The sequence below is a fragment of the Desulforhabdus amnigena genome, assembly GCF_027925305.1.
Classification (GTDB): Bacteria; Desulfobacterota; Syntrophobacteria; order Syntrophobacterales; family Syntrophobacteraceae; genus Desulforhabdus; species Desulforhabdus amnigena.
The window spans coordinates 1,292,079-1,305,097 of the sequence record NZ_BSDR01000001.1; the positions used below are offsets into that span (position 1 = coordinate 1,292,079).

Annotated in this window: 8 protein-coding genes; 4 read left to right on the plus strand and 4 right to left on the minus strand. The window is 50.0% G+C overall.

Annotated elements, in window-relative coordinates:
* The 3 genes from QMG16_RS05610 (at window position 1) to QMG16_RS05620 (ending at window position 9,045) form a co-directional block, all read left to right on the plus strand.
* Window positions 1-4,734 (plus strand): FtsX-like permease family protein, encoded by a 4,734-nt coding sequence (locus QMG16_RS05610; RefSeq protein ID WP_281792848.1) that lies wholly within the window; start codon window positions 1-3, stop codon window positions 4,732-4,734.
* A gap of 54 nt (window positions 4,735-4,788) precedes the next feature.
* Window positions 4,789-6,768 (plus strand): DUF6785 family protein, encoded by a 1,980-nt coding sequence (locus QMG16_RS05615; protein WP_281792850.1) that lies wholly within the window; start codon window positions 4,789-4,791, stop codon window positions 6,766-6,768.
* 312 nt (window positions 6,769-7,080) lie between these two features.
* On the plus strand, window positions 7,081-9,045 hold the full coding sequence (locus tag QMG16_RS05620; RefSeq protein ID WP_281792852.1) for an OPT family oligopeptide transporter: 1,965 nt from the start codon (window positions 7,081-7,083) through the stop codon (window positions 9,043-9,045).
* Between the two features lie 49 nt (window positions 9,046-9,094).
* Here QMG16_RS05620 and QMG16_RS05625 read toward each other — a convergent pair whose 3' ends face one another.
* The 3 genes from QMG16_RS05625 to QMG16_RS19730 form a co-directional block, all read right to left on the minus strand.
* Window positions 9,095-9,454 (minus strand): hypothetical protein, encoded by a 360-nt coding sequence (locus QMG16_RS05625; RefSeq protein WP_281792854.1) that lies wholly within the window; start codon window positions 9,452-9,454, stop codon window positions 9,095-9,097.
* Window positions 9,455-9,663: 209 nt separating this feature from the next.
* The gene (locus tag QMG16_RS05630) at window positions 9,664-10,236 is read right to left on the minus strand and encodes a hypothetical protein (RefSeq protein WP_281792856.1); all 573 of its coding nucleotides are present in this window, start codon (window positions 10,234-10,236) and stop codon (window positions 9,664-9,666) included.
* A gap of 353 nt (window positions 10,237-10,589) precedes the next feature.
* Window positions 10,590-10,874: a transcriptional regulator gene (locus QMG16_RS19730; protein WP_444979686.1), complete on the minus strand. Its 285-nt coding sequence runs from the start codon at window positions 10,872-10,874 to the stop codon at window positions 10,590-10,592.
* Window positions 10,875-11,153: 279 nt separating this feature from the next.
* Between QMG16_RS19730 and QMG16_RS05635 the strand changes: the two genes are divergently transcribed.
* Complete coding sequence (locus QMG16_RS05635; protein WP_281792858.1) at window positions 11,154-11,477, plus strand: phasin family protein; 324 nt, start codon at window positions 11,154-11,156, stop codon at window positions 11,475-11,477.
* 172 nt (window positions 11,478-11,649) lie between these two features.
* Here QMG16_RS05635 and QMG16_RS05640 read toward each other — a convergent pair whose 3' ends face one another.
* Window positions 11,650-12,828, minus strand: coding sequence for an MFS transporter (locus tag QMG16_RS05640; protein WP_281792860.1), 1,179 nt, complete (start codon window positions 12,826-12,828; stop codon window positions 11,650-11,652).
* Between the last annotated feature and the right edge of the window lie 191 nt (window positions 12,829-13,019).

Consider the following 13,019-nt stretch of genomic DNA (forward strand, 5'->3'; position numbering starts at 1 on the left):
ATGCACAGGAAATGGAAAAAATTTCACAGCTCGCCCCTTGTGCTGGTTTACGCGCTTCTTTTTCTGACGATGGGAGCAGCATCGGACGCCCGCGCCCGGCAGGTTATGGATGATCTCTCTTTTTTCGCAAGCATCACCGACCGTTCGACGGGAAGTCCCGGCAGTGAGGAGGCTGCAGATTATATTTTGAAGTCTTTCGAAGAAGCCGGACTTTCGAATGTGGGAGTCCAGAAGTTTCTGACTCCCATTGCCGAAGTCGTTTCTGCATCCCTGGAAGTCTCGGGCGAAAAAGTGCAGGTCTATCCTTGGGGACCCAACATGGCCTACCTTCCCAGGACTCAGGAAGAGGGCCTGCGGGGCCCTCTCGTGTACGTTGGAGAAGGAAACCTCAACGATCTCAACGGAAAAGAAATTAAGGGCAGCATCGTGCTTATGGATATGGCTTCCTACGGCAACTGGATCAACGCCTCCATGCTCGGCGCTCACGCCCTCATCTATCTCGGTGAAGAAAATGCGAACGCCGGAGAGTATCGTGAGAAAAACACTCCCACTCCCATTGCATTTCCCCGGTATTGGGTTTCTCATGAAACAGCAGAAAAGCTCAAAGCCCTTGCCATAGAAAAGAAAGTTGAAGCCGTCGTCAAGTCCGAAGCCCGGTGGGAAAACAAGATGGTTCGCAATTGCTATGGCTTTGTTCCGGGAAAAGACCCCAAGCTCAGCAAAGAATTGATCGTTTTGGACGCTTTTTACGATGCATCCTCGCCGATCCTCGGCCTTGCGCCTGGAGCCGATGAAGCCACCTCCATCGCCGTCCTGCTGACTCTGGCGCAGCATCTGGCCCAAAATCCGCCCGATCGGACAGTTCTTTTCCTCGCCACTACCGGAAACGGGCAAAGTCTCGCCGGTATGAGGCAGTTCATCTGGTCCGTTACCACCCGAAAGAAACTTCTGAGAAAGGACAGCAAACAACTGCAGACAAAAAAGAAAGAAGTGGATCAGCAGTTGGACATTTTGCGAAGATCAGACCCTTTCTCCGTGCAGGAACTTCAGGAACAAGAACTTCTCTGGAATCTTACCCTTGAAAAGGCCAGGGACAAGGCGGATGCTCTCACCAGGGAGGTTCAATACCGCAAGATGCTTTCTCAGGAGGATGTTCAGGAAGACATAGAAGCGGCGAGAGCATACCGCCGTCTCTCCTGGCTTTCTGAAATGAGTGAAATGACGTCGGACCAGCGCATCCTTGCCCTACAACTCGTAAAGGAAGCGGTCCCGGACCTCAAAAAATATCGGAAGGAATTGAAAAACAGACGTGATGTCCTCAAATCCACCATCGCTCTCAGGAACATCATAGACGAATATAAGCCCGTTTTCTTTTTAAGCCTCTACCTCTCCTCCCACTCTTCCACCATCGGTCTGGTAGAACTGGGGGACACTTACCCTGTTCGAGAAACCGTTCGGAGAATGATGAGGGCAGGCAGGCTCGTCAACCTGTTGAACCTGCTGGGTTCCAGAGTTGCTGAAAACACAGGGCTTCCCAACATCATTAGAGATACGACTCGAGGGGGTTCGCCGGAGGGCGGCTTCGGCAAATCTTCTTCCATAAATCATCCCTGTTGCGATGTGGGAGCGTTGGCCGGTTTGCCCGCTGTTTCCCTCATGACCCTCGACGACTATCGCACATGCTGGACCACCCCTCAGGACACGCTGGACCGGGTCAACAAAAAAAATGTTGAAATCCTGTCACGTTTTCTGGCTCCCTTGTTCCAGGAACTTCTCTCTTATCCGGGTCTCCATACCATGTCGGAAGAGGGAGTCCGCGGCTTAGCCAGCCTGGAAGGGCAGGCCAAGTTTATTCGGCAGGGAGAGCTCTTTCCCGACCAGCCCGCACCGGACACCATCATCTCTGTTTTGCAGGGGGATTCCATTTTCAGGGCCATGGTGTTTCAGGATGGCACTTTCTTTATCCCGGGACTGGCCAACAAACGGGTGTCGCTGGAAAAACTCATTCTCGAACCCTACGGTCTGGATCCCAAGACGGGTCGGGTCGCCTGGACTGCGGACAAGGCACAGACCGGAAAGATCAATTACCGGATCAAAGTGAAGAGCGACCTGGCGAGCACATCTCTGGTCATGTTCCACTGTCTGCAGACGGACGTGGTAGGGGTATTCAATCCCAGAAACCTGGGTTATCTCACCAAAGTTCAGCTCCTGGACGCAGCCACTGAGGCCACTCCCCTTCGCTACTGGTATTCCAGAATAGACGGGCGGGACACCAAGGCCATCTCCCTTTTCCTCGAAAAAGGAACACGATTCAAACTCATTCTGTCCGAATCCCTGCTCAGCAAGGACTTTTTTCTCCTCAACAGCACGGAGGAAAACCCGACGGGAAAGGGTTTCCTCATAGGAAGTCCTCCCATCCTGTTTTTTCCGCCCTACCAGGTGGCAAGAGATCTGAAACTTCTTTTGGGAGAGCGGCTTGAAAACCTTTTCAAGCACGGAATCACCAATCGATATCTTCAGACGCTCTATTCCACATCAGTTCAGCAGTTGGAAGAATCCAAGGCGGATCTTCAGAATACTTCATACGGGCCCCTCTGGCAAAAAGTGCACTCCGCCTGGGCCAAACTCGATGTCGTCTATGGAGAAATCGAAAGCACCCAAAGGGATGTTCTGACGGGCGTCATGTTTTTCATCGCCCTCTTTGTACCCTTTGCCTATTGCATGGAGCGGTATCTTTTTTGCTTCCGCAGCATCTATCAACAAATCATAGCTTTTTTTCTGATTCTCGTAATGACGATCTTCATCATCAGGGCCTTGCATCCCGCTTTTTATCTTACCTACAGCCCCATGGTGGTCATCATCGCCTTTTTCATCGTGGGTCTTTCCATTTTGGTTTCATGGATCATTTTCATGAGGTTCGAACAGGAAATGGCAAACCAGCATTCTCTCATGGGAGGATCGCACCCTGCGACCCCTCAGGTGAGCAAATGGCAGGCATTTGGAGCGGGGTTTTCCATTGGAGTCTCCAACCTCAACCGAAGAAAACTTCGAACGGGCCTGACGTGCATTACTCTGATCATCCTGACTTTTACGGTCATGTCCTTTACCAATGTGAAGAGCATTCACACGACCACACGCACTCGTATTGCCCCCACAGACCCCTACCGGGGAGTTCTCATCCGCCATCAGTATCGACTCCCCCTCACGCTGCTCACCCTGCAGGATATGCAGACCAGTTTCGATACAGAGGCGGCGGTGTGGCCCAAAGGATGGATCGAACCTTCCAACAGCTCTGACCGAACCATCGCCCGAATTCAACATTTGGATGCAAATGCCACGGTCGAGGGAGTACTGGGAGTCGGGCACACTCCACCCAAACCGTTTCAGGATCTTGTGCTTTATGGCCGCTGGTTCATGCCCCGGGAAACACAGGCGCTTCTAATGTCTCTCACCATAGCCGAAAAGCTGAAGCTCGATCCTCAAAAAGACCTGGATATCGAAATCAGTCTTTTTGGAGATAGATTCAGGGTTATTGGTTACTTTGACGGCAATCAACTGGAAGCGCTAAAAGACCTTGACCAAAATCCCATTACGCCGGCATACATGGAAAGGAGCCAGAGCGAAGAACTCTCCGAGGTGGAAATCGAAGCGATGCAATCGGGAGAAGAAATGCTGCCTCAATCGGAGCGATTCCGATTTGCCAACGCCGACACAACCATCATCATCCCCTTTCAGGACTGTATCTATTACGGAGGAACGCTCAGGACCGTTACCATCCTTCCCCATTCCGAAACCAGTCCCACGGATATTGCCGACCAGCTTTCCTCCTGGCTGACCTTCCCGCTTTTTGTGGGCGACAACGGCGCCTGGTTTCAAAGTGCGAGCAACACTGTGAGATATCAGGGGGTAACCAACCTGTTCGTACCCATCCTGATTGTCATCTTCATCACCCTCAACACCATGATCGGCCACGTTCACGAGCGGCAGAGGGAAATTTCAACCTATACTTCCGTCGGACTGGCCCCCACTCATGTGGGATTTCTCTTCATCGTGGAAGCGCTTTCCCTCGCGGTTCTCTCAACCGTAATCGGCTACATCCTCGCGCAGATGAGCGCCAAGTACCTCGGCAATACCGCTTTGTTTTCCGCCCTGACCTTCAATTATTCTTCACTTGCAAGCGTGGCATGCATGTTTCTGGTGTTTTCCGTGGTTTTCCTGGCCGCTCTCTACCCGGCACGAATGGCTGCAGAAATCGCCATGCCCGATGTGGAGCGTTCCTGGTCACTTCCGGAACCCGATGGGGACACCATTGTCATGAATCTTCCTTTCCTGTTGAAGCATGAGGAAGAAAAAGGGATCATAGGATTTCTCCACGCTTTCTATATCGCCCACGAAGACATCACTCATGGGGTTTTTGCCGTGGACGAGGTCAGCCTGGACGAAGACGCACCCGTGGTAAGGCCAGGCGAATTGCCGCTCCCGGTTTGCACGATGATTCGAACCAACGTATGGCTGGCTCCTTTTGATTTCGGCATCAAACAGAGAATTCAGCTCCATTGCTGCCCATCGACGGAAAACCCGGGTTATTTGGAAATTTCCATTCGAATGATTCGCCTTTCGGGTGAACAATCTGCATGGATGAGGGCCAACAAGAATTTCATCAAGGCCCTTCGAAAACAAATGCTCCTATGGCGTCTCATGGATCAGGAAGCCAAATCGGCCTTCAGTGCTTAGAGGCCATAGGAATCGATGTCCATTCAGCACACTGCACTCTGAGGAATATCCTGTATGCGAGAGTCTCCCGTACGTTTGCCCGCCCTCATGGTCGGCCTCGTTCTTGTGTCGCTGGTTTGTGCATTCACGCCCTATAATAACGTCAAGCTTTTGAACAGTCCGCTGGCTGGAGGCCATTTCCCTCTAGCTTCTTTTGCCTGCATGATCTTGCTTCTGCTGGCCATCAATCCGCTCCTGGGGGTTGTAAAAAAGAGCTGGTCCTTCCATTTTCAAGAACTGCTTCTCATCTGGTGCATGATCACCACGGCTTCCGGTATTGCCTATACGGGACTCATGCGGACTTTTATCATCAATATCACCACTCCCAAATGGTTCACGACGACATCGGGCAACGTGGGGGACATTCTCACCCCTCTGGCACCTCCTTCGCTTTTTCCCGCCGATTCAAAGCTGATCGCTACGCTTTACAGCGGAATGGATGGAGCGCTGGATATGAGTTGGTGGGAAATCCTCTCCCGCATCCCCTGGAATGCATGGGCTCTCCCCATGCTCTGGTGGGGGCTTTTTGTCCTCCTCCTGTATGCCTCCTTCATTGGAATGGTGGGGCTCTTCTCACACCAATGGATCGAAAACGAAAAAATGAACTTCCCGCTCCTTCGAGTCCTGGAAATGATGGGCGAAACGGTGGAACGGGGAAGTCTGTGGAAATTTTTTTCCCAGAAACACTTCATCGTTGGATTCAGCATTCCCGTCATCCTGCATCTCTTCAACGGCTTACATACCTATTACCCGGAGGTCCCTCAAATACCGACTCTCATACTCGCTCAGCCCTACATCCCCAAGGAAGGGCTCCTTTCAGGATTTTATAAGGCCAAGATTTATATCTATCCGGCATTCATCGGTTTTGCCTTCCTCGCCTCCAAGCAGGTCTCCTTCAGTTTCTGGGCATTCTTCATCATGGGGGGATTCTTACCGGGCCTGCTGCAGTTTATTGGCTGGCGGCTTCCTGCCGCAGCCCTCGGCACCACTTTCGGCCCGGTGCTTTCCCGCGTTGAGGAAATGCAAATGATGGGAGCTTTTGCCGTCTTCTTTTTCTTCATTGTCTGGCTTGCCAGGGACCATCTTCGAATGGTTTTGCGAGGCATCTTTCAAAAGAGCGATGTTGCCGAAGGGTTTCATGGTTTTCTCGGCCCACGCCCAGCTTTTTTTCTTTTTATGGGAGGCATCATCGGCCTCATTGCCTGGATGAATTTCTTCGGGATGGACCTTCTGCCTACCATTTTGTTTCTGGCGGTTTGCTTCATGATCCAGTTGGTGGTCGCAAGACTTGTTTGCCAGGGCGGCCTTCCCTACTTCACTCTGGCTCTGGCTCCCTCCGATGGATTTCTTGCCTTTTTGAACACCCGTATTCTTTCGCCCCTCACTCTCTACCTCTCCCTCGTGGTCCAAAAGGTCGCCTTTCTGGACATGAGGGAATCCCTTATGCCGTCTCTTTTCCATTCCTCCAAACTCTCCAATGGAAGCAGCCCCAAAAAACGATTCCTCTGGGGGATTATCTGGTCTATTCTCCTCGGACTCATTATCTCCTTTGCGGCCATGCTCAGTCTCTACTACAAGTACGGTATCAACACCCTGCCCGACGACTGGGCAGTCGAGACGGCCCGAAGGATCCATGAAAACGCCGCACAGCTTCTGACTCACCCGGAGGAATACAAGAACTGGAGCATGGTTTTTTGCACGATCGGTGCCGTGGTCATGGCGCTGTTGGTATTTGGATATCATCACTTCATATGGTGGCCTCTACACCCCATCGGATATCTCACAACATACAGTTCGGCTATGCAGATTCTCTGGTTTGGTTTTTTCATCGGATGGCTCTGCAACACCCTGGTTTTGAGATATGGAGGAGTGAGGCATTTCAAAGAAGTGAGAGGTCTTTTTTTCGGGTTGATCGTAGGTGACATGGTTATGGCCGTCATCTGGTTGGTGGTTGGGTTTTTTGCCTCCATCAGCTATCACGTCCTGCCATTGTAGTGGTTCATAGCTGATGGCTCATAGCTGATGGTTGATGGGCACTCAGTCACATTTTTCCAGCATTCACGCCCGTCACTCCCGCGAAGGTATAGTGGCGTCAGGCTAAGAAAGCGGCATGGAGTAAGGCTCTCAGATGATGAACAGGAGATCAAACCTCCATTCCCTGCAAGTTATCGCTCGGGATGGGATAAACACAACAAATCCTTAACCTGGCACCAATGCGCTTTCACGGAAAAGACGAAAAGGGCGCAAGTACGCACTCGCTTTATTCCATCAACCATCAGCCATGAACCATTCGGGAAAGGTCTGAGGATGTACGAAGATAAAGAACTCAAGGAATATCGAGATCTTTTAAAATCCCCTGAAAAGTTTGAAGAGGGCTTCGGCTGGAAATCCATCATTGGGGCTCTTTTCATCGGATTTCTGATGATGCCCGGTTCCATGTATCTCGGACTGGTGATCGGTACGGGAGTGGGCCCTGCTGCCCGATGGGTCACGATCATTATTTTTGCCGAAATTGCTAAGCGTTCGTACACCCGATTGCGACAGCAGGAAATATTCGTACTCTATTACATGGCAGGCGCAGCCATGGCTTCACCCTTTTCAGGCCTTCTCTGGAATCAATATCTTGTTCAATCCGAAGCGGCGAGAATGTTGGGGCTCACCCAGTTCATCCCCACGTGGATCGCTCCTCCTCCCGGCTCCGAAGCCCTTTTGGATCGGACGTTTTTCCACAAAGACTGGATGGTCCCCATTCTTCTGATGATAGGATTCGAAATCATCTCGGCTGTGGATCACTTCGGTCTGGGCTATGCGCTTTACAGGCTCACTTCGGATGTGGAAAAACTCCCCTTTCCCATGGCCCCAGTGGGCGCACTCGGGAACATGGCACTTGCCGAATCGGCGGATCGAGCCGAAACAAGCTGGAAATGGCGTGTTTTTTCCATCGGAGCCATGATAGGCCTTGCCTTTGGAACCCTCTATGTGCTTCTTCCCGCAGCATCGGGCGTCATCCTATCGGAACCCATTCATCTTTTTCCCATTCCCTGGATCGAACTCACTCACGTGACCGAAGGTTTCCTTCCTGCAGTGGCCACTGGAATCCAACTGGACCTTGGCCTTCTTTTCATCGGCATGGTCCTCCCCTTCTGGGCGGTCATTGGAGGAGGGATCGGGTTTCTTATCACGCTTATAGCCAATCCCATTCTCTATGAGCACGGCATTCTGCACCGCTGGCACAAGGGCATGGGAACCGTGGATACGGTTTTTGCCAACAACTTCGATTTTTATATGAGTTTTGGCATAGGCCTGGGTCTGGCCATAGCTGCAATCGGTATCTTTCACGTTTTTTTCAGCTTTCGCCAGAAGCTCCAGGGAACCCTTAAAGAACGTTTCAAAGTGCTCTTTACCCCTCCTCCGGGCCGGGGAGACTTCAGTATCTGGATTGCCATCGGCATTTATATAGCCTCCACAACAGCCTACATCATTTTCTCCTCATGGCTGGTGCCGGGATTTCCATGGATTTTTCTCGTGGCGTATGGATTCATCTATACTCCCATCATTTCCTATGTCTCCGCGCGAATGGAAGGCATTGCGGGTCAGTTTGTAAGCCTTCCCATGGTGAGGGAAGCAAGTTTCATCGCAGCTTCAAAATTCTTTGGATACACCGGAATAGGAATATGGTATGCCCCGATCCCTTTCCACAATTATGGAAAAGCCACCCAGCGATGGCGAGAAATCGAACTGACCGGCACCAGCTTCAGGAGCATCATCAAGGCTGAAATTCTGGTTATCCCGGTAGTGCTCATCGCCAGCCTCCTCTTTTCCCAGTATATCTGGCGCCTGGCCCCCATACCTTCCAACCAGTATCCCTATGCGCAGGAACTCTGGCATTTGCAGGCCTTGAATACTTTACTCCTTCAGAGCGCCACCCTGGAGGGAGATTCACCTTTCTTCCATGCACTCAATATCGACTATGTCGCCCTGGGCATGGGGCTTGGAATCCTCACTTATTGGGCACTGGCAAGCCTGAAGCTTCCCGTCATGCTCATCTACGGCGTTACCCGGGGGCTCGGTCAATCCACACCCCACGGCATTTTCCTTGAAATCATCGGGGCATTGCTGGGCCGCTACTATTTCATGAAAAAATATGGAGTTGCCTGGCGACAATATGCACCGGTCCTCCTGGCCGGCTTTTCATGTGGAATGGGACTCATGGGCATGCTCGCCATGGGGTTCACTCTCATCATGCGTTCCCTGGGAAGCCTGGCGTATTGAGGAATGCGACCGTTATATTAAAAGTGTACAGCCCCGCTTGACATCGTTTTCAATAAAGCCGGCGGAAGTTGTGTTTTCTTTTGTAGATCATATCGCTGTTCTCTCTGAGCATTCTTTCAAGTTTGCGTTCTTCCGCCGGGGTGAGCAAGCCATCCGATCTCATTCGAGCATATCGGTTCCGTATCCAGTTCAGGTTATCTTGAACTACATTCGCTTCGGATGGAGTCAAGCTGCCTGAAGCAATGCCCTCGTCGATTCTCCTCTGCTGATTATCGATCTGAACCTGAATATTCGAAACATAAGCGGGCGCCGGCCTCTCACGAACTACCGGACCTCTTTCAACCACGGTACATGCCGTAAGACTGAAGAGGGCCAAAGCCAGTACCGTCACGAATATCTTCAGCGCCATAGGCGTTACTCCTTATGTTCTCATAAGTCATAAAAAAAAGCCTAACCCTGCGATACACCATTTCAAACGGATATCAATGATGGACTTATAAAAAGTCGTCACCTCGGTGAAAACCGGGGGGCAAGAGTTTTGTAAGTCACTAAAAACATTGGATTCCAGCTTTCGCCGGAATGATGAGATAACGCCTTTAGGGGCTTCTTGCGAGACCATCAATAAATGCGCCTGGGAAGATTGTGTTTGTTCTTATAGATCATAGCGTTGTTTTGGTCGAGCATCCTGTCGAGCCGCTCTCTTTCCTGGAAATTAAGCATTCCGTCACTTCTCAATTTGGAAAACCTCATCTTGATCCAGTTGAGATTATCCTGCAACGTGTCGGCCTCACTGCGAGTGAGGCTCCCGGACATAATCCCCTGATCGATCTTCCGTTGCTGATCCTCTATTCTCTTTTGAAATTCGGAATCGTAAAAACCGGATATATCGTGTTTCTCCTTATAGATCATCGCACTATTTCGGTCGAGCAAACTATCAAGCTCCGTCCTTTCCCTCGCCCCCAAACGCCCATCAGCTTTATAACGGGACAATTTCATTTTTATGACATTCAGGTTATCCTGCAGAAGATTTGCCTCTCCGCGAGTCAAACGTCCCGATGCTATTCCCTGATCGATCCTGCGCTGTTGATCCATAATTTTTTTCTGATAATCATTGTATTGAGCCAATGCGATTCCGCTTCCCAGCAAACAGAAAGCCCCAAAAAACAAAGCTAACAACCAGATTCTTCTCATTTTTCCTCCTTCAAGTCATCGATGATTCAAACTATACTCTGCTCGGATAAAATTGCGACTTTTGATCATCGTGCAATGCTCACTCATTGTGAGCATACTTCCCAACAAGGCGAAACGAAATGACTCCTTTTTATATGAAAAAAGGCTCATGGTTCATAGCTCATGGCTCATGGCTCATGATAACATCGCTTTTCAAGAGCGTTTCCCGCTTCCCATATTGGCTTGCATCTCTTTGCCTTTTTCATTTTTCGTTGTGACCGTTCCGCTCATGAGAGTTAATACGTTATTTCAGTTTAGCAAATAAAGTGCCTGAAACAGGCATGGTCCCTCATTAAAGACAATGAAATTCCTGCTCATGTGATCCTGTACCGGGGATCCTGCAAGTGTTCCCCTTTGCATCGAGGACAGCGGCTGGGTTTGGAAAAACGCCTTCTGTTTTCAAATGAGAACCCGCACTCCAGGCAAGTCGCTGGAACAACAATCAATTTCTTTTTATGTGCTGAAACGGTTCTGCTGATATGTTCCAGATGATCAGCAACTTCCTTTTCCCGAATTTTGAGGAGTTGAGACAGTTCCCTTTGCGTGTATTCTCCAAGGGACAACAGATCTATCATCAGTTGTCGAATGGTCTCTTCCATAGGAATCCGATTCTCCTTCAATGGTCTATGCTCGTTGCATTTTCTTCCATATCAAGTACACACATAAAGGGCTCATGTAAGCGGCCCTCACAAACAAAATGTCAATACCATCTTCACGGCGGCGTTTTTTAGGGTTACTTGCTTTGCTGCGCCTTCGTGACTAGATTCGGATTTGTGCAAAGTACATTTTCATCAGCCTTATCACATGGCCATTCTATTTTCTATGTACAAAAACATAATCAGGGCTGACCCACTTATTTTATGAGGAGGTAATACCGCATGTTGGAATTAATCAAGAAAGGCTTCCTGGCTGGAATCGGAGCAGTTGTACTGACCAAGGAAAAAATCGAAGAGATCACTCATCGACTGGTAGAAGAAGGGAAAATCTCAACAGAGGAATCCCAGAAACTGGCGGATGAAATGGTTAAGACCGGCGAGAAACAGTGGGAAGAATTCAATGTCAAAACCACCGATACAATGAAAAAATGGGTAGAAAACCTCGAATTTGCAAGAAAAAAGGATCTGGAAGACCTCAAAAGGCAGGTGGAAATCCTGGAACAGCGGCTCTCAGCGGTTGAAGAACTTCAGATCAGAGAAAAGTAAATCGGTGAGGATTGATCCGGCAGTACAAGCCGGGTTTTACACCTGGAACGACATGAATAATCTTTAATGATTCAGGATGGTAGCGCCGCCATGGAAGGCGGCGCTACCATCCTGTTTGAGCGCACTCCTCTCACCATTCCAAAAAAGAGCTGTACCTTTTTCATTATTGGCTCTATTTCTCTTTTTTCAGAGAAATCATTTCATATCGATTGGTCAACACTTCCAGTTCGAATATTCCAAAAGCCAACAAAAGGGCAAATCCGGCCGCCATGAACAGGCTGGGAAATCCAATCCATTGGCCAATACAGCCCAGCACGATCGATCCCCCGAATACGCCGGCGTCGATGCTTCCGGTGAAGACCCCCGTTATTTTCCCTTTGATATGGGGCGGTTCTCCTCGAATGGCAAGCACGTTCAAAGAAGGGTAGAGAAAACCGTGTCCGCATCCAGCCATAAACCCGGAAACCAGCAGCATCAGATCCCCCTGCAGAAAGATCAGGGAAAAAAGCCCGGCTCCCATGATGAGCAGCGCATAGGGGATAATGCGCTTTTCCCCCAATCGATCCCCCAACCTCCCGCCGAACAACCTTGTTAGAATAGCTGCCGAAGAGTAGGCGACATAAAAAAGGGAAATGAAACGCAATCCCTTTTCATGGGCAAATGGTGAAATGAAGTTGTTTGAAGCAGCCAGACCAAAACCGAATAGAAGGGAGAGGATAGCGACAAAAAATATGCGTCTCATCTTCAAGACGGAAAAAAAGGAACCCGATCGAATCTTCGAAACGTGCACATAGGTTTCAGAAAGGGGAAAATGGATGAGGAACCCAACGGTGGACATGCCGGCCGCCACAAGAAACAGGGTCTGAAAGTCTGCGTAGCGTAAAGTGGCCTCGGCTATGATGGGACCTACCGCCGTCCCCAAAAGTCCTGAAACTCCAAAGATGCCGATCCCCTCGTTGAGACGTCTCGGAGGAATGAGGTCCGCCACATAGGTGAATGCGGCGGTCAGACAAATGGCGAAACCCACTCCGTGAATGAGACGGATCAGTAGAAGAGGAACGTAGAAAGACGGCAAGTCTCCTCGAAAAAAAACATAAACCAGAGGGCAGACACTCATGCACACCGAACCGATGGAAAAACTCCTTTTCCGTCCTATCCGGTCAATCATCTCGGAAATCGAGGGACGGCAAAACACTGATGAAAGAGCAAAGGCCCCCATGACGACACCGATATCGGCCTGATCCCCACCGTGATTCGATATGAACAGTGGAAAAAGAAAAAAAGTCCCAAAACTGGCCAGATTGCACAAGTTGGCAATGGCCATGGCAAAAAACGCAGGCGTATACAACATATCAATTCTTGATGCAGTTCTCTCTCAAAACCAGGGCCATCAGTATGAGTGCTTGACCGCCAATTTATTGAAATTCTTATCTGATCGTCCTCAAACGGGCGAAAAAACCGGAAGGTTCCCTTATTAAGCGTTCCCGCCCCTCACTCCCAAGAGACTATCTCAAAACGGTCTGAATACCCCTGATCGTCATT

What these genes read in the sequence shown, in the direction of transcription:
- QMG16_RS05615 (WP_281792850.1), top strand. Translation starts at nt 4,789, where the DNA reads ATGCGAGAGTCTCCCGTACGTTTGCCCGCCCTCATGGTCGGCCTCGTT.
- QMG16_RS05640 (WP_281792860.1), bottom strand. Translation starts at nt 12,828, where the DNA reads ATGTTGTATACGCCTGCGTTTTTTGCCATGGCCATTGCCAACTTGTGC.
- QMG16_RS05610 (WP_281792848.1), top strand. Translation starts at nt 1, where the DNA reads ATGCACAGGAAATGGAAAAAATTTCACAGCTCGCCCCTTGTGCTGGTT.
- QMG16_RS05620 (WP_281792852.1), top strand. Translation starts at nt 7,081, where the DNA reads ATGTACGAAGATAAAGAACTCAAGGAATATCGAGATCTTTTAAAATCC.
- QMG16_RS05625 (WP_281792854.1), bottom strand. Translation starts at nt 9,454, where the DNA reads ATGGCGCTGAAGATATTCGTGACGGTACTGGCTTTGGCCCTCTTCAGT.
- QMG16_RS05635 (WP_281792858.1), top strand. Translation starts at nt 11,154, where the DNA reads ATGTTGGAATTAATCAAGAAAGGCTTCCTGGCTGGAATCGGAGCAGTT.
- QMG16_RS19730 (WP_444979686.1), bottom strand. Translation starts at nt 10,874, where the DNA reads ATGGAAGAGACCATTCGACAACTGATGATAGATCTGTTGTCCCTTGGA.
- QMG16_RS05630 (WP_281792856.1), bottom strand. Translation starts at nt 10,236, where the DNA reads ATGAGAAGAATCTGGTTGTTAGCTTTGTTTTTTGGGGCTTTCTGTTTG.